Source organism: Psychromonas sp. MB-3u-54, from assembly GCF_002836415.1.
Classification (GTDB): domain Bacteria; phylum Pseudomonadota; class Gammaproteobacteria; order Enterobacterales; family Psychromonadaceae; genus Psychromonas.
This window is the reverse complement of the sequence record NZ_PJBP01000086.1, coordinates 42,842-67,136: the sequence shown is the minus strand read 5'-3', so window position 1 is coordinate 67,136 and position 24,295 is coordinate 42,842. Positions and strand designations below refer to the sequence as shown.

Genomic DNA, 24,295 nt, shown 5'->3' with positions numbered 1-24,295 from the left:
TTTAAATAAAAGAAACACTTAAATAACGGGGTTTGCCGGCTGTTTTTTCAGACTGGCAAGACCATAAGCCAACCGCCATTTTAAGCTCACCATCGAGCAGAATAAAAGGCACTAAATCGCGTAACCAGGGTGCAATATGGTATTCGTGCAGGAGTTTTTTGATACTGCGGGAACCTGTTCTCCCCAAGGGCTGGCAGGTTACATTGGCAGGTAGTTGGGAACGGAAACAGATTTCAACTTTTGCATTATCACCCAAGTTAAGTAAATTTTTAGCGGCCTTATTGTCTTTCTCAACACTAAAGGACAATTCAACTAATCCCTCGAGTAAAACAATTTTATCCTGCCCCTGCCACAAAATCTTCTCAGCAATGCGGGCGGCGAGCTTATTATCATTAACAAGATAAAGATGGTGACGATAGCGGCGAACCGAGTGACCTTTAAATTGCAGCACCGGTTGTGCGTCAATAGTGGCTAACGCGACATCGCCCCAAAGTGCCTGTAATTGTTTTGCCGATGGATAGTCTAGCTGGTTTTTTTTAAACCAAAAGCGTAATAGATTATTACGCCTTCCAATGCTGAGTGCCGCTAAGTCTGCAATGGGTAAGACTTGTTGATTGAGTGAAAATTCAACCAGAAGATTAAAATCTGCCGAGGCAATTTCATCTAAAAGCTGCTGCTGTTCCTGACAAATATTAGCGCTGCGTGCAACGGCTTTACCCATGCCCGGCCAGCGTTCTTTTAATAAGGGCGTAATCGCATGGCGAATGAAGTTACGGTCAAAAGCCTGATCCTGATTACTTTCATCCTCGATCCATTCCAACTGAAAAAGTTGTGCATAGCCTTCTAACTGCTGACGCGAAAAGTTTAATAAAGGCCGAATTAAATAACCTTTATCCAGTTTTTGCCTTTTTTGAATGCCCTGTAAACCGGTACTGCCCGACCCTCTTTTCAAGGCAAGCAGAACAGTTTCCAGTTGATCATCCTGATGATGTGCGGTGATTAAATAGCTATTATCTGAGAGGTTACCCGTTAAACAAGCATAACGCTTTTCCCTTGCCAGCGCTTCCAGACTAATACGATTTTTTTTCTCTAAAATCACCGTCGAGCAACAAAAATCAATGCCTAATGAAGCACATAGATTTTCGCAAAACAGTTGCCAATCCGCTGCATTATCACTTAAACCATGGTTTATATGATGGGCACAAAGAAAAGATTTTTTATCAAATGCGCGCAGTCGTGAAAATAGATGCAATAGCACTACTGAGTCCAATCCTCCGCTGAGCGCGATATGGAAATTGTGATCGCGGTTTACTTGCGGGGCAAGGATTAAGTTTAATTGCGCCTGAAATGCAGTAAATAAATCAGCTTTATTCATTTTTGATTCCTTAGTTAACATGATCTAGTTAACATGATCAAAATGCAAAGTCACATTTTCAGGCCCAAGCAATCTGGATAATGAAAATAAAAGATCATCACTCGGGGTGATCGACCATTGTCGTGCCAATACCAGCTCGGTTTGGGCCGACGTATTAGTATATTCAAGATACACAGGACATAAGCCGCCTTTGGCAGGCAGTAATGCCTCCTTTAACAGCCGTTGAAAATCAGCATCAATATTAGCGCTATTGACTTTTAAACGCAGTTTTGAAGCAAAACGTTCACGCGCCTGCTCAATACTCATCACTTCACGGGCGTTCATTTTTAAGCCCCCGTTAAAATAATCTTCACTAACCTGCCCCTGCAGAACAATCACATTATCAGCGAGCAGAAGATCTTCATACTGATCCAGCAGATCGGCAAAGACGGTGATCTCCATACGTGCACTTTTATCATCTAAGGTAATAATGCCCATACGTTTACCCGCTTTCGTCACCATAATGCGCATACTTAGAATCAGACCCGCAACACGGCTATTTTGACCGCGGCGGTTAGCCACCAGGTTAGCGAGTTTTAGACAATGAAAAGCACGGATATCTGTTTCATATTGATTAATGGGGTGACCCGTCAGATATAAACCCAGGGTTTCCTTTTCACCCGCTAACCATTGTTTCTCCGGCCATTTATCTACCGAGGAAAATTTATCTGCAATCTCTTCACTGTCCGTGGTTAGAACACCAAAAAGATCACTTTGCCCAAAGGATTCCGCTTTTTTATGCTGCAGTGCAGACTTCAGGGCATTCGGTAGCGTTTCCATCAAAGCGGCACGGTGCGGACCGAGTTTATCGAGGGCGCCCGCCAAAATCAGTTTTTCTAAAATGCGTTTATTGCAGCGTTTAAGATCAATTCTATTACAAAAATCAAACAGATCGATAAATTTACCGCCCGCTGTCCGCGCTTCGATAATCGCATCAACGGGGCCTTCTCCAACGCCTTTAACCGCGCCGATACCGTAGATAATACGCAGATCAGGATCGACATTAAACTTGAATAAACCTTCGTTTACATCCGGGGGACCGAGATCCAGTCCCATACTCTGACATTCCGCCACTAAGGTAACGATTTTTTCGGTATTATCCATATCTGCCGACATAACAGCGGCCATAAAATAGGAAGGGTAAAAGGTTTTCATCCACAGCGTTTGATAGGATACCAGCGCGTAGGCCGCAGAATGCGATTTATTAAAACCATAACCCGCAAATTTTTCAACTAAATCAAAGATTTTCATAGCGAGTTCGCCATCAATCCCATTATCAATTGCACCCTGCTCAAAGGTTTCACGCTGCTTGGCCATCTCTTCAGGTTTTTTCTTACCCATCGCACGGCGCAGCATGTCTGCCCCGCCAAGCGTGTAACCCGATAACACCTGCGCAATCTGCATAACCTGTTCTTGGTAGAGAATAATGCCGTAGGTCGGGGATAAAATTTCTTCTAAGGATTCATGCTGCCATTTTTCATCGGGGAAAGAAACCGCCTCCCGACCATGCTTACGTTCAATAAAGTTATCTACCATGCCCGACTGCAAGGGGCCCGGACGAAACAGTGCCACTAAGGCTATCATGTCCTCGAAACTGTCGGGCTGCAGGCGGCGGATCAGATCCTTCATGCCGCGCGACTCTAACTGAAATACCGCAGTGGTTTCATAACGTTTTAACAGCTCAAAACAGGCGGGTTCCGTAAGACAGATTTTTTCAATGAAGATAGGCTCTTCACCGCGCGCATCTTTATGCGCATTGGCCATATCCAGCGCCCATTGCACTATGGTCAGAGTACGTAAGCCCAGAAAGTCGAATTTTACTAACCCTGCGGTTTCAACATCATTTTTATCAAATTGGGTCACCGGGTTATTACCCAGCTCATCACAATATAAAGGCGCAAAATCGGTAATAGTGGTTGGCGAAATAACCACACCACCGGCATGTTTACCGGCATTACGAATGGTCCCCTCTAAGGTGCGGCACATATCAATTAATGCGCGTACCTCTTCACTGCCGTCATAACGTTCCTGTAAACGTGGCTCTTCTGCAAATGCTTTGCTGAGGGTCATACCCGGTGTCGGCGGAATAAGCTTGGAAATCCCATCAACAAAACCATAGGGATGCCCTAATACTCGACCGACATCGCGTATTACCGCTTTTGACGCCATAGTGCCAAAGGTAATGATCTGTGATACTGCGTCTCGCCCGTACAATTCAGCAACGTGATCGATCACTTCATCACGCCTGTCCATACAGAAATCGATATCAAAATCGGGCATCGAAACACGTTCCGGATTTAAGAATCGTTCAAACAGTAATTCCAGCTCCAGGGGATCAAGATCAGTGATTTTCAGTGCATAAGCCACTAATGACCCGGCACCTGAACCCCGTCCGGGTCCAACAGGGATCTTATTATCTTTACTCCACTGAATAAATTCCATCACGATTAGAAAGTACCCGGGAAACCCCATGGTATTAATCACGTCTAATTCAATTTGTAAACGTTGATCATAGGGGATGCGAATATCGGCAAAGTCAGGCGAATTTTTATCAAACAAAATGGCTAAACGGTCTTCTAAACCTTGCCGTGAAACATCACAAAAATAGTCTGTTATTGACATATCACCCGTTGGGAAATCAGGTAAAAAATATTCACCTAAGCGCAGCGTCACATTACAGCGTTTGGCGATTTCAACACTGTTTTCAAGCGCCTCCGGAATGTCTGAAAAAAGTTCACACATCTCCTCCTGGCTGCGAAGATATTGCTCATCACTGTATTGTTTAGGACGGCGATTATCACCCAATGTATAACCCTGATTAATACAAACCCGAATTTCATGGGCATCGTAAAGCGCTTTATCGGCAAAAACGACTTCATTGGTTGCAACAACGGGCAGCTGGTATTTTTCAGCCCAATCTAAGGCGTAATGCAGATAGGTTTCTTCATGAAGGCGATTGGTGCGTATTAATTCGATGTAATAACGCTGCGCGAAGTATTGTTGATAAAACTGAATAATTTCAACCGCAAGCTCGTGGTTACCTTTTAATAATGCTTTACCCAGATCGCCATCTTTACCGCCGGAAAGTAAAATAATGCCTCGATTATGCTCAGCTAACCAGGCCAGATCAATCACAGCACGGCCTCCAACATGGCCCCGTAAATAAGCTTTAGAGATTAATTCGGTCAGATTTTTATAACCGTCATTATCCATTGCCAGTGCCGTAATACGAAACTGTTCATCGGCAAGCAGTTCACTTTTCACCCAAAAATCAGCACCCACAATCGGCTTGATACCGGCGTCATGGGCTGCACCGTAAAACTTAACCAAACCGCAAAAATTAGTCTGTTCGGTGATAGCTAATGCCGGCATATTTAATGCGGCGGCTTTCGCTACTAAGGGTTTTATTTTAGTGACACCATCGACCATAGAATAATCACTGTGCACTCTTAAGTGAATAAACTTTGGCTGGTTAGTTGAAATACTTGTGCTTTGCTCTGCTGACATACAATCTCGATTTTATAACTTTACTATTATTTGAATAACAGATCCGCTGGTGTTTAACTGCTTAAAAATTTAGCAATTGTAATAGCCATTTTCTTCAATGCACTATTATAACAAATCCAGTATCTTTTAAACGGGTTTAAAATTTTTACGGTATACAGGTGTTTTTCGATTGCTGCGAAATGCACTATTATAACAAACCCAATATCTTTTTAACGGGTTTAAAACTTTTACGATATTCGGCTGTCACACCGTGTTTTTCGATTGCTTCAAAATGCGCTTTGGTAGGATAGCCTTTATGCTTAGCAAATCCATATTGTGGATATTGTTTATCTAATTCACACATTTCCCGATCCCGAGTGACCTTAGCAATAATAGATGCCGCACTTATTTCGGCAACACGCGCATCCCCTTTTACAACACTTTCACAGGGCATGCTCAATTCAGGACAACGGTTGCCATCAATAAAGACAAATTCCGGCTGAATGCTTAGATTATCAACCGCACGCTGCATCGCCAGCATAGTCGCATGCAAAATATTAAGCTCATCTATTTCCAAAGGTGAGGCGCGGCCTACGGCCACATACAGGGCTTTTTCCTGAATCTCATCAAACAACAGCGCCAGTTTCTTTTCACTGAGTTTTTTCGAATCGGCTAAACCCGATATGGGATTATTGGCATCCAGAATAACACAGGCGGTCACCACGTCGCCGACTAAGGGGCCTCGCCCCACCTCATCAACACCGGCAATCAAGCTGAAATCGGGGTATACAACCGCAGGGAAATCAATTTTTAACTTACTCATATTACGCTCTATTAGGTCTATTTTTTATTTATTAGATCAACCACAGCCTGGGCTGCTTGCTGGTCGGCATCACAGCGAATCAACTTGTGCAATTGGATGAAAGTATTGATCATTTCATGGTTATCCTGGCCTAATAAGGGCTCTAATGCTGCGACTATATTGTCCACGGTACAATTATATTGACTGAGCTCTTTTACAATTTCTTGATCGGCAATTAAGTTCGGCAGTGAAGTGTATTTAACCTTCACTAAGGCTTTGGCAATAACATAAGTGAGAAGGTTCACTTTATAGGCAACCACCATCGGCACTTTGGCGAGCATTGCTTCTAATGCTGCCGTGCCCGAGGCAAGTAATACCGCATCGGCTGATTGTAAAACAGCGCTCGCCTGCCCGTCAAAAATCTGCAGAGGCAAATCCGGAGCATATTGTTGCTGCAGCGCTAAAAGTTGTTTTTTACGCGCCGCATTAACCATAGGGACAATAAATTTATAGGCCGGGTATTTTCTGCTGAGTAACGCTGCCGACTGTAAAAATATAGGGCCTAAAATTTCAACCTCGGCTTTTCGGCTGCCGGGTAAAATGGCCAGTAATTTAGCATCGGCCTGAAGGCCCAGCACTTGCCGTGCTTGTTGCTTTTCAGGTTGCAGCGGTAATTGATCCGCAAGCGTATGGCCTACAAACCGGCAAGGTACATCAAATCGGTCATAGAACGCTTTTTCAAAGGGCAGAAAAGCTAAGACCAGATCCGTGGCTTTAGCAATTTTATGAATACGCCACTGTTTCCAGGCCCAGACAGAAGGACTGACATAATGAATCGTTTTAATAGATTGCTGTTTTAATTTCAGCTCAACCGTCAGGTTAAAATCCGGCGCATCAATACCGATAAAAATATCCGGCGGGTTAGCGATAAAATGCTTGATAATAGATTTTCTAATACGCAAAATACTGCTTAATTTACCCAGTACTTCGACAAATCCCATCACCGACAAAGCTTCCAGCGGATGCAAAGCAGTACAGCCCTGAGCAATCATTTTTGGCCCGGCGATCCCTTCGAAAACAGCATCGGGATAATGTATTTTTAATGCTTTAATTAAACCTTCACCTAGGATGTCACCTGAAGCTTCTCCGGCAATTAAACCGATTCTCAAGGGTTTATTCATATTTCAATTCGCTCTTAAAAAAAAAGGCTCTAATGAGCCTATTTCAAATATAAAACCACAGTACAAAATGCTTAACGGACAATGCCGCGACTGTCTTCACAGATAAAATCGTATAAAACCTGTAATTCCGGACAACCAGCTAATTTTTCTGCAATTTTAAGTTTTGCCTGCGCAAGCGTATTACCTTCGCGGCAAAGTATTTTATAAGCGCGTTTTATTTCCATAATAGCTTTACTGTCAAAACCACTGCGTTTTAACCCGACCGAGTTAACACCCTGCGCTTCCACATAATTTCCCGTCGCCATAAAGTACGGCGGAATGTCTTTGTTGACCGCAGAGCAGCCGCCAATCATGGCAAACTCACCAACACGGGTAAATTGATGCAGGGCAGAAAGACCGCCTATAATGACATTATTCGCGATCTTAGTATGACCGGCTAAGGTGGCATTATTTGATAAAATAATATTATCACCCAGTACACAATCATGCGCTACATGCACATAAGCCATCAGTAAATTATGATTACCGATCCGCGTCGTGCCCTGATCCTGAGCCGTTCCGCGGTGAATAGTACAACTTTCACGAAAAACATTATTGTCACCAATCTCCAGGAAAGTTTCTTCACCGTTATATTTCAGATCCTGGCAATCTTCTCCGATTGAAGCAAACTGGTAAATTTTATTGCCTTTACCCATTTTGGTCGGACCTTTGATAACAACATGTGGTGCTATCCAGCAATTATCACCAATTTCAACACGATCACCAATAATTGTATAAGGTCCAATTTCGACATCCTTTCCAATGATGGCATTTTCATGCACAATCGCCGTTGGATGAATCATTGCTATTTTTTTAGTCATTAAATCTCTCTTCTTGCACACATGATCATCGCTTCGCAGGCGACTTGTCCATCCACTTTTGCGACACATTCAAATTTACCCATGCCACGGCGATCCTTAAGGTAGATGACTTCAAGATCTAAAACATCACCGGGTACAACGGGTCTTCTAAAGCGCACTTTATCCATTGATGCCAGAAAATACAGTTCATTTACAGCGGGTTTTCCGTAGGTTGCAAAGGCCAGTACACCGGTTGCTTGTGCTAATGATTCAAGGATCATTACACCGGGATAAATAGGTGTTCCCGGAAAGTGCCCGGTAAATTGGGGCTCATTAAAAGAGATATTTTTAATACCATGCAGCCTTTTCCCAGGTACATAGTCAAGCACGCGATCGACCAGTAAAAAAGGGTAACGATGCGGTAAAAGATCCATGATCTCTTTGATGTCTAGTGAATTTAATTCGTTGGTCACGATTTTTTATTCCTTAAGTATTATCTTTTAGTTGTTTTTCAAGTGCTTTCACACGTTTAAATAGATCATCAATCTTTAATGTATAAGCGGTTGTTTTACGCCATGCTTTGTTTTTTTGTGCTGGTACGCCGGACGAATAAATACCCGGTTCTGTAATACTGCGCATTACCATGCTGTCACCCGTAACCACGACGTTATCTGCAATGGTTATATGGCCATTCATGGCAACGGATCCGCCTATAATACAGTTCGAGCCTACCTTGGTACTGCCCGCAATGTTTGATCCACCTGCTATTGCAGTATGTGCGCCAATGGAAACGTTATGGGCAATTTGACATTGATTGTCAATTTTGACGCCATCTCCAATCAGCGTATCCGATAGCCCGCCACGATCAATCGTTGTTGAAGCCCCGATTTCAACATCATCACCAATAATGACTTTGCCTATTTGCGGAATTTTAATCCAAGTCCCCTGATATGGCGCATTGCCAAAACCATCGGATCCGATAACCGCATTCGCATGAATAATACAGCGCTTACCCAACTCAGTTTGATGATAAAGAGTGGCATTAGGGTAAATTCTGGTTTTCTCTCCCAGAGTGCTGTACTGCCCAACGACAACATTGTCCATAATTTGACAATTATCACCAATCACCACCCCTTCTTCAATCACCACATTATGCGCAATAGTCACATTATGACCTATTATTGCATCTTTATGAATCTGTGCTGAAACGGCAATAGCAGGTTGCGGATTTGGCGTCGTATCAAAAATCCTGGCTAATAATGCATAACCCACATAGGGGGTTTCCATAAACAGCGCATTGCCTTGATAGCCTTGTTTAAAAAAATTCGGCAATACAATCGCACTCGCGTTGCATTCATCTAATCTGGTCAATAAGTTTTTATCCGAGACAAAAGTAATATCACCCTGCCCGGCTTTTTCAAAAGTTGCAAGTCGATATATTTTGAGATCAGCATCACCGACCAGTTGTGCATTAAGTTGTTTTGCTAATTGCCCTAAATTGTACTCCATACTTGATAACCTATTTTTTGCTAATTTCTTTAATAACGCGATCAGATATATCAAGTGTGGTTTTAGAAAAAACAATTTGCTCGCCATTAAGAATAATATCGTAATCGTCTTGCGCTGCAATATTATTGATAACGTCACGCAGTACAATTAATGCTTTTTGCTGCTCTTCACCTTGACGACGACGGTTATCCTCTTCAAATGCTTTACGTTTTAATTTGTACTCAGATACTTTAACCTCAACCTGACGTTTCATCGCGGTCACTTTACCTTTACCTAATAATTCGGCATCACGCTGAAGTGTTTTTTCTAATTTCTTAATTTCATTTTCTAACAGCTGCAGAGCTTGATAACGGCCCTTGAACTCATTTTCTAATTTTTTAATAATCTTGTTACGTTGCGGAGATTCCTGCATGATTTTTGACGGGTATACTACGGCAATTTTTTGTACTGCCTGTGCCGCGTTCGTGTAGGGAACGAAAACCAGTGTTGCGGCTAATGTAACTATTTTAAAAAACGCTTTCATCTTTTAGCTCCTTGATAATTGAAAATTATTGAAAAAATCACGCCACTTAGTCAGTGGAATTAGTATAAATAAATGCTTAGAAAGTTTCGCCGATATTAAATGAGAACATTTCAGTCTGATCGCCCTCATATTCGATTAAAGGCCATGCCAGCGTGAATATTAACGGTCCCATTGGCGATACCCAAGTGATTTGAGTACCTGCCGAGACGCGAATCCTGCCGGGTTTAGAATAATCGGCAAAATAAGCACAATTAGAGACACAACCGAGCTGACTATAATCATCATAATTAAATTCGGTGTCCCAAGTCTCGCCCGCGTCAACAAATAAGCTGGTGCGCGCCTGCCTTGCATAAGCCTCATCTAAAAAGGGGACAGGGAAAATCACTTCGCCACTCAGGGTATACTTAGCGTTACCACCCACTGCATTATCGGTTAATGATACATTGCCATTGTTGACATATAGAGAACGAGGACCGACGGTATTACTCGCAAAACCACGCAGGGTCCGGTAGCCGCCAACATAATAATTTTCAAAGAAAGGTAAAATCTGATCATTACCTTCAAGTTGTCCATAACCGTTTCCGTATCCTCCCGAGGCTCTGACTAAAGTCGTCCAATCTCCCGACTCGGTAATGCGCTGATAATGACTAATATTAAAATTAATTTTAAAATACTGTAAATCAGAACCCGGAACCGTTATTTTACTCGACAGAGAATGCTTAGTCCCCTGAGTCGCTAACTGCCCTTTATCTAAATTATTTCTTGTCCAATTAGCCGAGATATCAAAGTTCTGAAATGTTGCTGAGTTATCGGACTCTAGATAGGGTTTATAAATATCCCAAAATGTCTTAAATTGATCATAGGAATTTAATTGTGAAATACCGTTATTTTCCCAACCGACACTAAACCCTAAACGGTTTGTTTCATTCACCGGAAAACCGCTATTTAAACGCACCCCGTAGGTTGTATTGGTATAATCAACAATATTTGCGTCGCCCGCTTCAAATTTATCATAAAAAAGACGACCACCGGCACTGACGCCATCTTTAGTCAGATAAGGCGTTGTATAGTTAACATTTGCACTGAGATTATATTGGTTGGTTTTTACTTCAAAGCCAACTTTATCACCCGAGCCTAAAAAGTTATTCTGCTGTATCCCTGCAGTTAAACTCATTCCGGACTCAGTACCATAGCCGATACCTGCATTAAATGAACCGGAAGCCTGTTCTTCGACGTTAAGGTTTAAATCAACTAAATCATCACTTATTCTTTCCGTATTAATATCAATTTTGGAGAAAAATCCGAGCCGATTTAAGCGCGATTTTGAGGTTTCAATATTTTCGCTTGATAACCAACCGCCTTCCATTTGGCGCATCTCGCGGCGTATAACCACATCTTTGCTTGTCGTATTGCCGGAGATATTGATGTGCCGTACATAACCGCGCGATCCTGGATCCACAGAAAAATTGATAACAACACTGTTGGTCGCATCATTAACTTCAGGATAAGTGGTGATTTGCGGATAGGCATAGCCTAAACGGCCAAAGTACTTGCGAATACTTTGCTCTGTAAATATGACCTCGGAAGCCGCATAAATATCACCGCGCTTAAAAGGGACAAGTGAGGCAATATCATCATCATAACCGAGCAGATTGCCGATAAAATTAACATCAGAAACGCTGTATATTTTCCCTTCATTAATATTAACCGTAACGTAAACCCCTTTTTTATCGGGCGTTAATGCTACCTGTGACTCATCAATAGCAAAACGAATATAACCACGGTCTAAATAATAACTTTTGATAACTTCAAGGTCACCCGCCAATTTCTGTTTTTGGTAGGCATCATCAGCAAAGAAGTCCCACCAACCGCCGGAATCACCTAGGGTCAGGCGTTTTAATAAATCTTGATCCGTAAAAGCATTGTTGCCGACAATATTTATCTGCTCAATTTTTGCCGTGCGGCCTTCTTTAAATCTAAATTTAATCGAGACACGATTACGTGGCAATGACGTCACCACGGCCTCAACTTTGGCACTGTATTTACCTACACTATGATAAAAATCTTCAAGACTTTTTTCAATTCCCGAGAGAGTGGTACGATCCAGAGATTCACCCACTTTCAGCGCTGATGATTTAAGCGAATCAAAGATTTGTTCTTCAGTGAGCTTTTTGTTTCCGGAGAGTTCTACATTACTAATGGTCGGGCGTTCTTTTACTTTGAATATTAAAACATCCCCCTCTCTGAGTAACTCAATAGACTCAAAGTAACTGCTGGCATAAAGCTGTTTTAACGCTTTTCCTAATGCATAATCGTCAACGGCATCACCTTCCCGAATAGGCAAACTGAGCAACGCAGCACCTAAAGTCACGCGCTGCAGACCTTCAAACTGCAAATCAGAAACGGTAAATTTTTCCGCAAAGGAAAATCCCGAAATACAACTGCCGATTACCAATGCACCAGTAAGTAAAAATTTCTTAATCATTTTATTAGCTAATCCTTTACAACACTTATAGGGTGTTTTTTGTACTTACTAAGCACATCATTTTTGAGGAAACCGCCAGCATGAGACTTAAGTAAAACCTTAAACAACTGGAATAGGTAACCAAATATAAAAGATGTGGCGTTTATAAACTAATGACCTAAGTTTCAATACCATCATGAGTTAAACGATGGTTCCGAAGGTTCTATAATAAATCAAAATCATTCAGTATAGCAATCAGCATCAGGGTTATTAAAATAGCGCCACCTATTCTAAATCCTATCTCTTGCACCCTTTCTGGAACCGCTTTTCCCGTCACAACTTCGAAAAAATAGTATAACAGGTGCCCGCCATCTAATACCGGCAGAGGAATTAAATTCATTAATCCCAAGTTGACACTAATTAAGGCTAAAAATCCTAAAAAATATTCAATACCATAATTTGCACTCATACCGGCGCCTTTAGCAATTGCGACCGGTCCACTGAGATTTTTAACTGAAATATCGCCAGTGACCAGCTTTACTATGGTATTAAAAGTTAACTTTGTAAGCACCCCGGTTTGTTCAATGGCGCGATCCAGTGCGGCTAATGGCCCAAATTGCAGTTTAACCCGGTATTCTTCCGGGTAAGTCTCCATTGCAGGGGAAACGCCAATATGCCCTTGAATAAGTTCAGATTCAAGCTTTCTTGCTGCCGGTGTCAGCTTAACTGTTTGTGTTATTGTGCCTCTTTCGATTTCAAGTTGCAGCGTTTGCTGTGCATTTTTTTGGATAAGCGCGACAAATTGCTGCCAATTGTTTAATTTCTCACCATCAATGCTTAATAACTTATCACCGATTCGTAAACCGGCCTTGTCTGCTGCCCCGCCTTTAGTCAGTTGCCCAACCTCTAAATAGATCGCAGGCCGATAGGGAATAAAACCTAAGCTGCTAATAATTGACTCTGTTTTGGGATCAAATTGCCAATCCTGCAATGAGACAGTGAAACTTTTTGTAGGTTCACTGGAGAGTCCAGCATTGTTATTTTTTAGTGGCTGATGGCTGTCTTTTAGCGGCTGAATAGTGATATTAAACTGATTTTCACCAATTTGATTAACCAATGCTAAGTTCAATGAATCCCAATCTTCAACCGCTTGGTTGTTGATAGCAACCACTTGAAAGTGCTTTTCGTCTTGTAAAACACTCATGGGGCTGTTGAACTCTGTTGTTTCAACGATAGGTTTAGCGCTGTTCACGCCGATCATATACATAAAAAAGAAGGCAATAACGGCTAATATAAAATTAGCAACAGGTCCTGCAGAAACAATTGCAATGCGCTGCCAAACGGTTTTTTGATCAAAGGCAAATGCTTCATCCCCAGCACTTAATTTGTCGATTCGGCCATCGAGCATTTTAACATAACCACCGAGAGGGATCGCTGCAACAGCAAATTCGGTTCCCTGTTTATCAAACCATTTAAATAAAACTTTACCAAAGCCAATAGAAAAACGGTGAACTTTCACGCCGCATTTTCTTGCCACCCAAAAATGTCCAAATTCATGAACAGCCACCAGAATGCTTAATGCGACGATAAATGCGCCTAAGTTCCACAAACTACTCAGCATAAATAATCCCGTTTAATAATCTCACTGGCGCTTAACCTCGCCTGGCTATCAATCTTCAACAAATAATCAACTGACTCAATATTTGCACTTTCATGCGTCATTAAAACGCACCAGCTAAATGCCATAAACTACTCAGCATAAATAATCCCGTTTAATAATATCACTGGCGCTTAACCTCGCCTGGCTATCAATCTCTAACAAATGCTCGACTGATTCAATAGCAGCACTTTGATATTGATTTAAAACACGCTCAACAAGTTGTGATATCTGGGTGAACTTGATGCTCTGATTTAAAAAAGCCTCAACCGCAATTTCATTTGCTGCATTTAGAATAGTGGTTGACTGCTGCCCTTCAAAACAAGCGTCAATGGCTAATTTCAGACAGGGATAACGATCAAAATCAGGCGCGCTAAAACTAAAATCAGGCGCGGCAAAAAAATCTAAAGAATCGATTCCACTTTCTATACGCTGCTCACCTCCTAAGACGTAGGCAATCGGAATGCGCATATTCGGGTTGCCCATCTGCGCTATCACACTACCATCTTTATATTGCACCATGGAATGAATGACCGATTGAGGGTGTATTATTATCTGCAACTGCTCTTTCGTTGCATTAAATAACCAGCGCGCTTCAATATACTCAAGTCCTTTATTCATCATGGTGGCCGAGTCTATTGATATTTTTTTACCCATCGACCAATTAGGATGCTTAACAGCCTGAGCCGGAGTGATCGCTGAAAATTCTGCTAAGGGTTTTTCTAAGAAGGGACCACCAGAACCGGTTAACAGTATCTTAGAGACACCTTCCCCGGATAAATCACAAGCGCCAATAGTATCTTGCAACTTCGGTGATAATGCCTGATAAATAGCATTGTGCTCACTATCAACGGGCCAAAGCTTTGCACCTGACTTTTTAACAGCATCAATAAAAAGTGCGCCGGACATCACCAAAGCTTCTTTGTTGGCTAAAAAAACTTCTTTACCCGCATCAACCGCCGCGAGCGTTGTTTTTAACCCTGCGGCGCCAACAATAGCAGCCATCACTGAATCCACATAATCACTTGCAAGTAGTTGTAATAACGCCTGCTCATCATCAAGCACATGGCATGATAAATTATCTACTTTTAGTAAGCTGCGCAATTTTTCAGCCGCTATTTTACAGCTCATTGAAACGTACAACGGGGTAAACTCGCGGCACAGCGCGAACATTTTATCAACACTGGATGAGGCTGCTAATAAGGTAATCTGATATAACCCGGGGTTACTCCGGCAAACGCTGAGTGTACTATCGCCTATCGAACCCGTTGCGCCTAATATAGCTAATTTTTTCATATTCTAACTTAACCAGAATAGGTAAATAAGGGTAAAAATCGGCACAGCAGCGGTTAAACTATCTATCCTGTCTAAAATGCCACCATGGCCAGGTAATAAATTACTGCTGTCCTTTACTCCGGCTTCTCGTTTAAATAAACTTTCACTTAAGTCACCGAGTGTAGAAACCATAATAGTGACCAAAGAGCCGACCAAAAAGATGGCCATTTGATCCGTTGGAATGACAAAGAAGGCTGAGCCTAGCATTGCCACAAGCATTGCGCTCATTATTCCGCCCAAAAAGCCCTCTATGGTTTTTCCGGGGCTAACCTTAGCCGCCAATTTGCGCTTACCAAATTTTTTCCCGCAAAAATAGGCTCCAATATCGGCGGCCCAAACCAGAAAGCAAACGTACATGAGTAGTTCAGCACCGAAATAAAAATCATGCTCAATATTGACCGAACGTAAAACAACCATTGCCCAAAATAAAGGTACTAGGGTTAACAAACCAAAAACAGATTTAATTAATTTATTTTTGTGCCATAGCTTTGCTGATTTTGGGTAACTGATAACCATTAGCAGAGACAGGCACCACCAAAGCGCCGCAGCGAACAGGGCATAGATAATATAACCGTTGACCTTACCCGCGCTCCAGATTTGTTCGGCGGGTATTAATAATAATGTCCCACCAAGCAGTAAACCGAAAATAAATAGAGTCAGACCGGAAGGCGTTTTACTCACGAACCCCGCCCACTCTTTACTCGATAGCAGGTAAATGGCGGCACCAAAAAGCATAAAAAACTTTAATGGAAGAAAGAAGATACCAGCAATGGTAAGAGGAGCTAAAATTAAAGCAGTTATAATTCGTTGTTGCACAGAAACACCTTGATTAAATACATTGATACTGAAAAAACCAGCAACTTGATTATTAGCTTATTAATTGTGCAGCGGTTTTTCCAAAGCGACGCTCTTTGCTTGAAAATACATCTAGCGCATATTGAAACTCTCGACCGTCAAAGTCCGGCCACAAAACATCGCTAAAATAAAATTCCGCATAAGCCAATTGCCATAATATAAAGTTACTAATACGTTGGTCGCCCCCCGTGCGGATCAGAAGATCCACTGGCGGTAATTCCGCCAAACAGATAACACTATTGAGGAGCTGTTCATTGATATCTTCTATCTTAAGCTTACCTGCCGCCACTAAAGTGGCTAACTTTTTGGTTGCCTGCGTAATATCCCAGCGGCCACCATAATTTGCGGCAACATTGACCACTAAACCGGTATTATCTTGGGTTGCATTTTCAGCTTCAATGATTTTTTTTTGTAAACTTTCGCTAAATCCAGACAGCTCACCAATGACTTTAAGTTTAATATTGTTTTTTTGTAACTTTTTGACTTCACTGCTTAATACAGTAAAAAAAAGCGCCATCAGCATATTAACTTCCTGCTCTGGGCGTTGCCAATTTTCACTGCTGAATGCGAACAAAGTTAACGCCTCAAGTTTTTGCTCACTTGCAAAAGCAATTGCCCGGCGTAAAGATTTAACCCCGTGTTTATGCCCTAATACACGATGTTTTCCTTTGCTTTGTGCCCAGCGACCATTTCCGTCCATAATAATAGCGACATGCCTGGCATGTTTTAAATTTTCATTTAATTTGGTCACAATCAACCTTGATGAATTGAACAATAGCGGAACATTAGTCAGCATATCCAAAACAGGGATATGCTAACGCTAGATGGTTAAACTTCAAGTAGTTCGGCTTCTTTGACAACAAGCAGCTCTTCAATCAGTTTAATATGATCATTGGTTGTTTTTTGCACTAACTCTTCGCCAATACGTTGCTCATCTTCACTGATATCTTTATCTTTTTCCAGTATTTTTAAGTCGTTATTTGCATCACGACGAACATTCCGGATGGCGATACGGCTATTTTCTGCTTCACCACGCACAATTTTAATTAAATCACGACGGCGCTCTTCTGTTAGCGGAGGTAAAGGAATACGAATAACAGTACCCGCAGACATCGGGTTTAAGCCGAGGCTTGAGCCCATGATAGCTTTTTCCACAGCCTTAATTAACGAGGCATCAAAAACCGTGACTGTTAATGTACGGGCATCTTCAGTAGAGACATTACCTACTTGACGAATAGGTGTATTACTGCCGTAATACGGCACCATAATACCATCTAATAAACTGGGGTGTGCACGACCCGTGCGAATTTTTGCAAGTTGGTTTCTAAATGCTTCAACACTTTTACCCATACGGGTTTGAGCATCATTTTTAACTTCATTGATCATAACAATTTCCCTAATTTTCAGTTATAAATTGATTATTGTTTTTCTATTATTGTCTCACAATGTTTAATAGTTGTACCTTCATCTTCGCCTAACACAACACGGTTTAACGCACCGGGCTTGTTCATATTAAATACGCGTATAGGTAAACTATGATCCCGTGCTAATGTAAACGCAGCGAGATCCATTACTTTTAACTCTTTTTCCAATACTAATTGATAATCAATCTCTTTATATAATTTTGCATCGGGATTTTTAGCCGGATCGGCATCAAAAACACCATCTACTTTTGTGCCTTTTAAAACAGCATCGGCTTCAATTTCAATACCGCGTAAACAAGCGGCTGAATCGGTAGTAAAAAACGGGTTACCTGTGCCAGCGGCAAAAATCACCACAGTCCCTTGTTTAAGGTATCTTATTGCTTTTGCCCAGTTGTAATCATCACAAACGCCGTTTAAAGGAATCGCTGACATTAAACGCGAATTAACGTGCGAACGTTGCAGGGCATCGCGCATTGCAAGACCGTTCATTACCGTCGCCAGCATTCCCATATGATCACCAACAACTCGGTTCATTCCAGCCTCGGCCAAACCTGCTCCACGGAAAATATTACCGCCACCGATAACCAACCCAACCTGCACACCCACTTCTATTAATGATTTAATTTCAAGCGCCATACGATCCAGCACTTTAGGATCGATACCAAACCCCTCCTCGCCGACCAAAGCCTCGCCACTTAATTTTAATAAAATGCGGCGATATGCAGATTTTGGTTTTGTTTTCATGCTAGTTCCTTAATGTAGACTTAATACCGGTTAGATTAATAAATTTTGAGCGTAATTTGTTAACCTAACAGGTATAAATAATTAAATGTTAAAGACAATACTAAACCCTATTTTGAATGCAAAAGAACCGCAGACGTAGCTGCGGTTCTTTAAAGACAATAAACAAAGCTTATTGTTCAAAAAAATTGATTACTTAGCAGAAGCTGCCATTGTCGCAGCAACTTCAGCAGCAAAATCTTCAACTTTCTTATCGATGCCTTCACCCACTTCTAAACGAATAAATGAGATAACCTCAGCGCCAGCGTCTTTAAGAAGCTTAGCAACTTTGATAGAAGGATCTTTAATAAAGGGTTGACTTGTCAGGCTGACTTCACCAGAAAATTTAGCCATACGGCCAACAACCATTTTTTCAGCAATAGCTTCAGGTTTACCACTTTCTACTGCGATTGCCAGCTGAATTTCTTTCTCTTTAGCAATAACGTCAGCAGGTACATCTGCAGCATTAACATACTGAGGAGCAGCTGCAGCAACGTGCATTGCAATATCTTTAGAAAGATCTGCATCGCCACCTTTAAGCACAGTGATAACGCCAATTTTGGCACCGTGTACATAAGCACCAAGGTTTTCACCTTCAACGATATGTAAACGACGAATAGAGATGTTTTCACCAATTTTAGACACTAAGTTAGCACGAGCAACTTCTACAGTTTCACCATCGTAAGCTAATTCATTGAGAGCTTCCACGCTAGTCACTTTATTGGCTAATGCGATGTCTGCAATTTTATTTGCAAAAGCAAGGAAGCTTTTATCCATTGCTACAAAATCTGTTTCACAGTTGATTTCAGCAAGAAGGGCAACACTACCTTCAACTTTTGCTAAGATCACACCTTCAGCAGCAACTCGGCCAGCTTTTTTAGCGGCTTTAACTGCACCTGATTTACGCATATTTTCAATTGCAAGCTCAAGGTCACCCTCGGCTTCAACTAGTGCTTTTTTACAATCCATCATACCCGCAGCAGTACGGTCACGAAGTTCTTTAACTTGCTTAGCTGTTATAGTAATAGCCATTGTCTAATTCCTATTATTTCAATTAAAAAGGGGGGGCAACAGCCCCCCAATAATCAATCATAGACTGATTAATAAGAGATACTTAGCTCTAAAGGCTAATTATTCGCTAACTTCTTCAACAAAACCGTCTTGCTCAGCTTGTACTATAACATCTTGCGCACGACCAGCTTTAATCGTTGTAGCAGCTGCTTCTAAGTAAAGTTTGATAGCACGGATCGCATCATCATTACCAGGTACAACATAATCAATGTTATCTGGGCATGAGTTAGTATCAACAATAGAGATTACAGGAATTCCTAGGTTGTTCGCTTCTTTGATTGCAATGTGTTCGTGATCTGCATCGATTACGAAGATTACATCTGGGATGCCGCCCATGTTTTTGATGCCACCAAGCGTTTTGTCAAGTTTCTCTAATTCACGAGCAAGCATTAATGCTTCTTTTTTAGTTACTTTGTCAAAAGTACCGTCTTGGCTTTGAACTTCAAGGTCTTTCAAACGTTTGATCGATTGACGAACTGTTTTCCAGTTAGTCAACATACCACCTAACCAACGGTGATCAACGTAGAATTGGTCACAGCTGATAGCTGCTTCTTTTACTGCGTCTGAAGCTGCACGTTTAGTACCAACAAATAGAACTTTACCTTTCTTAGCAGCTTTCTGCTCTAAGAAATCAAGTGCACTGTTGAACATTGGAACAGTTTTTTCAAGGTTGATGATATGAACTTTGTTACGAGCGCCGAAAATGAACGGTTTCATTTTTGGATTCCAGTAACGAGTTTGGTGACCGAAGTGAACGCCTGCTTGTAGCATATCGCGCATTGATACATTTGCCATGAGAATTTCCTTTTAAGGGGTTAGGCCTCCACACATCCCATACACTCGACCGAATTTCAAATTATTTGAAATCAGGCACCCCGAGTGACGTGTCGACGTGTGTGTGTTATTTGAAGAACGTCTTTAAATTTAAGAATTCAACCAGTGAATCTACAAATCATAAAGTACGCGCCAGTTAAGTGAGATTTGTTACAATTAAGTTATGTTACAATCTCGACGCGCTTTATACCATAGAACTAATTTTAACTCAATAAGTGTCCTGCAAAGTAATTGTTAAAGAGCTTGCCCATTGAGTGCTTACGCATTTGATATTGTAGTTGAAATAGGAGATGCGGCGATAGACACTCCGCCTATTATAAATCTATTTCAAAGTTTATGCGGACTCATCGGTTATTTGTAAACCAAGCGCTTATAAGCGCTTGGTTTAACTTTCTTTGTTGGAATTTCGCCCTGACGGCGTGTATATGATGAGAAACCGAAACGCAGTTTCGCAGTTCGAGGGAGTCATGCTCTTTCAACAGCAAGAGAGATAAGGTAAAGAGAGTTTTGTTCGAGACACTATACTGCCCCATAACTCACAGTGCCGTCCGAGACGTTTTTTTATCTTGATAAATAAATCCCTTTTTAACGCACCGGCTCGGACAGCACATCCATGTGCAGAGCCAAGCCTAATGAAATCAACAAGGGCACGCAGAGCTTAGCCCGCTCATAAACCTGAACTGGCGTTCAATTCGCTCCTCGATTTCCTTTGCTAAAGGAATTGATTGATCAAGAAAAATGGTCGGAAATTTCCGTAGCCGCTTTGGTTTGGTTTTAAAAAAGATTTGGGTGTCCAATCTTTTTTTCCTCTTTTATTAATCCGAAAAATTTTCCACCTTTTCTTTTAGGTTAACTCATATTTCAGGTATGGTTAACCATCCTATTAAATGAATTTATGCTTATGCCAATGACTGATTTACTTAAGAAAATTATAAAGACTAAAGTTCAAGAAAAATCTAATTTCATTCATAAAATCAGATTCCCTCGATATAAAAACCTTCAGAATGACACTTTTCTTACTTTTGATTCTGCGTTAACAGCTCTTGTTGGACCAAATGGCTCTGGTAAATCATCTGTTTTAACTTCTTTGTATGGTTGCCCTGATGGTTATTCCTTAGGAAAATATTGGTTTTCTACTGCATTAGATCCAATTGATGAAAGCGGAGGAGTTAATCGAATAATATATAAATTTGTACCTGCAGGAATGGATGACTCTGTCGAAGTAATTAAAAAAAGGGTTAGGTCGGCTCGTACAGGTGCTAGAAAGAATCCCGATTATTGGGAAACAGCTAGACCTAGTATGACTGATAATATGGCAAAAATGCCAGATGTCATTTTTCCTGAACATGCCCCTTTCAGAAATCAATCTCGATGGAAAGCTATTGATAAAAAAGTAGTATATATTGACTTTCGAAGTGAATTAAGTTCATTTGATATATCTTTTTACTTTAAAGATATGAGTAAGCATGAATATTACAGTCATGTTCAAGACTTTCTTCGTAATAGGTCAAAAGTGTTAGAAAGTAAGCTACTTCAACCAAAATATCTACCAGTAACTTGGCATTCACAGGTTATTAATAAAGTAGAACACTTAACAAAAACTCAATTATTTTGGGCTAATAAAATACTGGGAAAAACATACACTTCTGCAAAAAGGATTTTTCATACTTTATTTGATAACAAAGGCTCTTCTATTATTTTTTATGATGGAACAAAAAGTTATTCTGAGGCCGTAGCAGGTAGTGGTGAAGTTGCAGTAGTTAATTGTGTTTGTCGTGTACTATCTGCGCCTGAGAATGCTTTAATTTTACTTGATGAACCTGAGGTGTCTTTACACCCTGGCGCACAGAATGAGTTAAGAAATTTACTTTTCACTGCAATTATTGATAAAAATGCGCAAATAGTAATATCTACTCATTCGGAGCATTTTCTTAAAGGGTTGCCTAGCAATGCAATCAAACTTTTTCAGCAAAACCCAGCAAATAATCGATTTGATGTTATTAACGAATGTACACCTGAACAAGCTTTTTGCAGATTGGGTGGGGTAGTTAACAACAAGCGGAAAATATATGTAGAAGATAATTTAGCTAAGGCTGTTGTAGAGGCCGCTTTAGATGATATTGATTCCACTATAAGATCACAATATATTGTCGCGCCCTATTCAGGTGGCGCAGAGACTATCATTAAAAATTTATCCGTACATTTTGCAATTAATGATGGTAGTGAGGATATTGTTTTTCTTGATGGAGATAAACGCTGTTCGGTAGAGCCAAAGGATAGAGAGAAATATAAAATCAAGATTGAGAATAAAACGTTAGTATTAAAAAAACGTAGAACTAGTATTTCAGTATCTGATTACCCAAAGGTTAATAATTTATTAAGGGAACAAACAAATGTAAAGGGCAATACCTTTCCCCTACCATTGAATGGTGGAACCGCTGGAGAAGAACGGAATAAAGAAGACAAAATTCAGTTTCAGTTAAAAATATTAGATGCTTACCATAATAAATTTTTCTTTATGAATGTTGATACGCCTGAAGAGTTGCTATGGAAAATATCAACGGGTCCCTTTGTAGAAATATTTAAAGCTCAGCATACGCATATAGATGAGTATAAAGACCTACTTGAAAATTCAGCAAAGTCTCACCACGGAGAAGAAGAAACAAATGCTTCAACGATATTACAATTCCAAAAAACATTTCTTAAAAATCGGAATAAAAAGCATCCACTTTGGGAGGGTTTTTTAGACGAATTACGGAAAGGGCTCGGGGTTGAGCAAATTGAGAACTAACTTTCCAAATTTATTAACCAAATTATTTATTTTATATTAAGTATCGCTTGGATTAACTTCTTACCTAATCGTGGAGGAACTGCATTTCCAATTTGCTTAGCTTGCTCTGTCTTATTACCCAAAAAAGTAAAATTATCAGGGAATGACTGAAGCCTTGCCGCATGACGCAAGGTAATGCCGTGATTATTCCAAGGGTGAGTAAAACGACCTTTAGATGGATTATTACAGCCTGTCGTAATAGTATTACTAGGCTGATGGATTAGTATCCTACCATAGACATCATTATGGCCGTTGTAACCATTAGAGTGGCATTTTAATTTATGTTTATCCCCTGCATCCTCTCTGCTTCCATTTAGAGGAGTGTCCGCAAAGCGTTCTATCATAATAGAACTTGGCTGCATATATACATTACACTTATCGTCTTTTGGAATAGGCTCCCCGCTCTTTAAACTATATAAAAGGTCTTTTGACTCTTCTTTTGTATATTTTGTTTTTTTTAAAAAATACTCGTCAATATAACGATCAATATATTCTTCAGGAATGGGTTCAAAAACAGTAGATGCAGGCTGCCAATAAGGATGCTTTCCAGAGCTAGGAGAAAAGTGTGTTGGTATAGGAGGGAATTGAACCGAGTTATCTAGGACATCTTTTCTTACACCGTAAATAAAAACTCGCTTCCTATTTTGAGAAACACCATAATCTTTTGCATTGAGGATATCGCAATAACATATTTCATAATCTTCTTTAGTTGCTAATTCAATAAATTTATTTAAGTGATTTTCATGTCGCTTCCAAAGTAATCCGGTGACATTTTCTACTAAAAATGCTTTTGGCCTAAACTCATGAACGAATTCAAAATAGCGTAATAGAAGGATATTTCTAGGATCATCAACACCAGAGTTATTTATTCTGTGTGTAGAGAAACCTTGGCAAGGTGGACCTCCAAGAATCAGATCAAGTTCCCCTATTTTAAGTTTTAATGATCTTCTTAACTTCAAAGGCTCTACAAAGTTAATATCATCGTTAATTAACTTAATTGAACGCTTTTCTTTTACTATAAAGTTCTCTTTATAGGTATTAGATGCAGCCTTATCAAACTCAATTGCAGCAATCACATTAACCCCAGCATCGTGGGCTGCTATTGTAAATCCTCCTGCCCCAGCAAATAAATCAATTGCTTTAGTTGTCATTAAAAATACCTATAAATTATTAGCAAATAGATTTTACCGTTTTATCTAATAATTACCATCTTCATAAGTAAAAAGCAAAAAGCGGGAACACCCAAACCTTTTTGGGGCATGGGTCAGATCTTTCATTTTGCATTATTTAA

Annotated in this window: 19 protein-coding genes; 1 reads left to right on the top strand and 18 read right to left on the bottom strand. The window is 40.6% G+C overall.

Going from position 1 to position 24,295, the window contains the following annotated elements; all coding sequences use genetic code 11:
- Position 1: 1 nt before the first annotated feature.
- The 17 genes from tilS to rpsB all read right to left on the bottom strand — a co-directional run bounded on the left by tilS (position 2) and on the right by rpsB (position 20,135).
- Positions 2 to 1,375, bottom strand: a complete 1,374-nt coding sequence (gene tilS / locus CXF72_RS01710) for a tRNA lysidine(34) synthetase TilS (protein WP_101036380.1) — start codon at positions 1,373 to 1,375, stop codon at positions 2 to 4.
- Between the two features lie 24 nt (positions 1,376 to 1,399).
- Positions 1,400 to 4,921 carry a DNA polymerase III subunit alpha gene (dnaE, locus tag CXF72_RS01705; RefSeq protein WP_101036379.1) on the bottom strand — a complete coding sequence of 1,174 codons (3,522 nt, stop codon included), beginning with the start codon at positions 4,919 to 4,921 and terminating at the stop codon, positions 1,400 to 1,402.
- A 187-nt stretch (positions 4,922 to 5,108) separates the two neighbouring features.
- Positions 5,109 to 5,723 (bottom strand): ribonuclease HII, encoded by a 615-nt coding sequence (gene rnhB, locus CXF72_RS01700; RefSeq protein WP_101036377.1) that lies wholly within the window; start codon positions 5,721 to 5,723, stop codon positions 5,109 to 5,111.
- A 17-nt stretch (positions 5,724 to 5,740) separates the two neighbouring features.
- The gene (gene lpxB / locus CXF72_RS01695) at positions 5,741 to 6,883 is read right to left on the bottom strand and encodes a lipid-A-disaccharide synthase (protein WP_101036376.1); all 1,143 of its coding nucleotides are present in this window, start codon (positions 6,881 to 6,883) and stop codon (positions 5,741 to 5,743) included.
- A 71-nt stretch (positions 6,884 to 6,954) separates the two neighbouring features.
- A complete protein-coding gene (lpxA, locus tag CXF72_RS01690; protein WP_101036374.1) occupies positions 6,955 to 7,743 on the bottom strand; it encodes an acyl-ACP--UDP-N-acetylglucosamine O-acyltransferase in 789 nt (262 codons plus the stop codon).
- Complete coding sequence (gene fabZ / locus CXF72_RS01685; protein WP_101036372.1) at positions 7,743 to 8,195, bottom strand: 3-hydroxyacyl-ACP dehydratase FabZ; 453 nt, start codon at positions 8,193 to 8,195, stop codon at positions 7,743 to 7,745. Before fabZ ends, lpxA begins: the two co-directional genes overlap by 1 nt.
- A gap of 13 nt (positions 8,196 to 8,208) precedes the next feature.
- Complete coding sequence (gene lpxD / locus CXF72_RS01680; RefSeq protein WP_101036371.1) at positions 8,209 to 9,231, bottom strand: UDP-3-O-(3-hydroxymyristoyl)glucosamine N-acyltransferase; 1,023 nt, start codon at positions 9,229 to 9,231, stop codon at positions 8,209 to 8,211.
- Positions 9,232 to 9,241: 10 nt separating this feature from the next.
- A complete protein-coding gene (locus CXF72_RS01675; RefSeq protein WP_101036369.1) occupies positions 9,242 to 9,754 on the bottom strand; it encodes an OmpH family outer membrane protein in 513 nt (170 codons plus the stop codon).
- Between the two features lie 76 nt (positions 9,755 to 9,830).
- Complete coding sequence (gene bamA / locus CXF72_RS01670; protein ID WP_101036367.1) at positions 9,831 to 12,239, bottom strand: outer membrane protein assembly factor BamA; 2,409 nt, start codon at positions 12,237 to 12,239, stop codon at positions 9,831 to 9,833.
- Positions 12,240 to 12,441: 202 nt separating this feature from the next.
- Entirely contained in the window at positions 12,442 to 13,839 is a 1,398-nt protein-coding gene (gene rseP / locus CXF72_RS01665) for a sigma E protease regulator RseP (protein ID WP_101036366.1), read from the bottom strand.
- Between the two features lie 132 nt (positions 13,840 to 13,971).
- The gene (ispC, locus tag CXF72_RS01660) at positions 13,972 to 15,171 is read right to left on the bottom strand and encodes a 1-deoxy-D-xylulose-5-phosphate reductoisomerase (protein WP_101036364.1); all 1,200 of its coding nucleotides are present in this window, start codon (positions 15,169 to 15,171) and stop codon (positions 13,972 to 13,974) included.
- Between the two features lie 3 nt (positions 15,172 to 15,174).
- A complete protein-coding gene (locus CXF72_RS01655; RefSeq protein WP_101036362.1) occupies positions 15,175 to 16,026 on the bottom strand; it encodes a phosphatidate cytidylyltransferase in 852 nt (283 codons plus the stop codon).
- A 52-nt stretch (positions 16,027 to 16,078) separates the two neighbouring features.
- Positions 16,079 to 16,816, bottom strand: coding sequence for a polyprenyl diphosphate synthase (gene uppS / locus CXF72_RS01650; RefSeq protein ID WP_232784851.1), 738 nt, complete (start codon positions 16,814 to 16,816; stop codon positions 16,079 to 16,081).
- Positions 16,817 to 16,893: 77 nt separating this feature from the next.
- On the bottom strand, positions 16,894 to 17,451 hold the full coding sequence (gene frr / locus CXF72_RS01645; RefSeq protein ID WP_101036357.1) for a ribosome recycling factor: 558 nt from the start codon (positions 17,449 to 17,451) through the stop codon (positions 16,894 to 16,896).
- 32 nt (positions 17,452 to 17,483) lie between these two features.
- Positions 17,484 to 18,233: a UMP kinase gene (pyrH, locus tag CXF72_RS01640; protein ID WP_101036355.1), complete on the bottom strand. Its 750-nt coding sequence runs from the start codon at positions 18,231 to 18,233 to the stop codon at positions 17,484 to 17,486.
- A gap of 189 nt (positions 18,234 to 18,422) precedes the next feature.
- On the bottom strand, positions 18,423 to 19,301 hold the full coding sequence (gene tsf / locus CXF72_RS01635; RefSeq protein ID WP_442966016.1) for a translation elongation factor Ts: 879 nt from the start codon (positions 19,299 to 19,301) through the stop codon (positions 18,423 to 18,425).
- 99 nt (positions 19,302 to 19,400) lie between these two features.
- Positions 19,401 to 20,135: a 30S ribosomal protein S2 gene (gene rpsB / locus CXF72_RS01630; protein ID WP_101036354.1), complete on the bottom strand. Its 735-nt coding sequence runs from the start codon at positions 20,133 to 20,135 to the stop codon at positions 19,401 to 19,403.
- Positions 20,136 to 21,075: 940 nt separating this feature from the next.
- On the opposite strand from rpsB, the gene CXF72_RS01625 reads away from it, so the two are divergent.
- Positions 21,076 to 22,965, top strand: a complete 1,890-nt coding sequence (locus CXF72_RS01625) for an ATP-binding protein (protein WP_157823168.1) — start codon at positions 21,076 to 21,078, stop codon at positions 22,963 to 22,965.
- 26 nt (positions 22,966 to 22,991) lie between these two features.
- On the opposite strand, the gene CXF72_RS01620 is transcribed toward CXF72_RS01625, so the two are convergent.
- Positions 22,992 to 24,155: a DNA cytosine methyltransferase gene (locus CXF72_RS01620; protein ID WP_101036350.1), complete on the bottom strand. Its 1,164-nt coding sequence runs from the start codon at positions 24,153 to 24,155 to the stop codon at positions 22,992 to 22,994.
- Between the last annotated feature and the right edge of the window lie 140 nt (positions 24,156 to 24,295).

What these genes read in the sequence shown, in the direction of transcription:
- dnaE (WP_101036379.1), bottom strand. Translation starts at nt 4,921, where the DNA reads ATGTCAGCAGAGCAAAGCACAAGTATTTCAACTAACCAGCCAAAGTTT.
- ispC (WP_101036364.1), bottom strand. Translation starts at nt 15,171, where the DNA reads ATGAAAAAATTAGCTATATTAGGCGCAACGGGTTCGATAGGCGATAGT.
- bamA (WP_101036367.1), bottom strand. Translation starts at nt 12,239, where the DNA reads ATGATTAAGAAATTTTTACTTACTGGTGCATTGGTAATCGGCAGTTGT.
- tilS (WP_101036380.1), bottom strand. Translation starts at nt 1,375, where the DNA reads ATGAATAAAGCTGATTTATTTACTGCATTTCAGGCGCAATTAAACTTA.
- rpsB (WP_101036354.1), bottom strand. Translation starts at nt 20,135, where the DNA reads ATGGCAAATGTATCAATGCGCGATATGCTACAAGCAGGCGTTCACTTC.
- lpxA (WP_101036374.1), bottom strand. Translation starts at nt 7,743, where the DNA reads ATGACTAAAAAAATAGCAATGATTCATCCAACGGCGATTGTGCATGAA.
- lpxB (WP_101036376.1), bottom strand. Translation starts at nt 6,883, where the DNA reads ATGAATAAACCCTTGAGAATCGGTTTAATTGCCGGAGAAGCTTCAGGT.
- CXF72_RS01675 (WP_101036369.1), bottom strand. Translation starts at nt 9,754, where the DNA reads ATGAAAGCGTTTTTTAAAATAGTTACATTAGCCGCAACACTGGTTTTC.
- lpxD (WP_101036371.1), bottom strand. Translation starts at nt 9,231, where the DNA reads ATGGAGTACAATTTAGGGCAATTAGCAAAACAACTTAATGCACAACTG.
- tsf (WP_442966016.1), bottom strand. Translation starts at nt 19,301, where the DNA reads ATGGCTATTACTATAACAGCTAAGCAAGTTAAAGAACTTCGTGACCGT.
- pyrH (WP_101036355.1), bottom strand. Translation starts at nt 18,233, where the DNA reads ATGAAAACAAAACCAAAATCTGCATATCGCCGCATTTTATTAAAATTA.
- rseP (WP_101036366.1), bottom strand. Translation starts at nt 13,839, where the DNA reads ATGCTGAGTAGTTTGTGGAACTTAGGCGCATTTATCGTCGCATTAAGC.
- CXF72_RS01620 (WP_101036350.1), bottom strand. Translation starts at nt 24,155, where the DNA reads ATGACAACTAAAGCAATTGATTTATTTGCTGGGGCAGGAGGATTTACA.
- CXF72_RS01625 (WP_157823168.1), top strand. Translation starts at nt 21,076, where the DNA reads ATGCCAATGACTGATTTACTTAAGAAAATTATAAAGACTAAAGTTCAA.
- rnhB (WP_101036377.1), bottom strand. Translation starts at nt 5,723, where the DNA reads ATGAGTAAGTTAAAAATTGATTTCCCTGCGGTTGTATACCCCGATTTC.
- frr (WP_101036357.1), bottom strand. Translation starts at nt 17,451, where the DNA reads ATGATCAATGAAGTTAAAAATGATGCTCAAACCCGTATGGGTAAAAGT.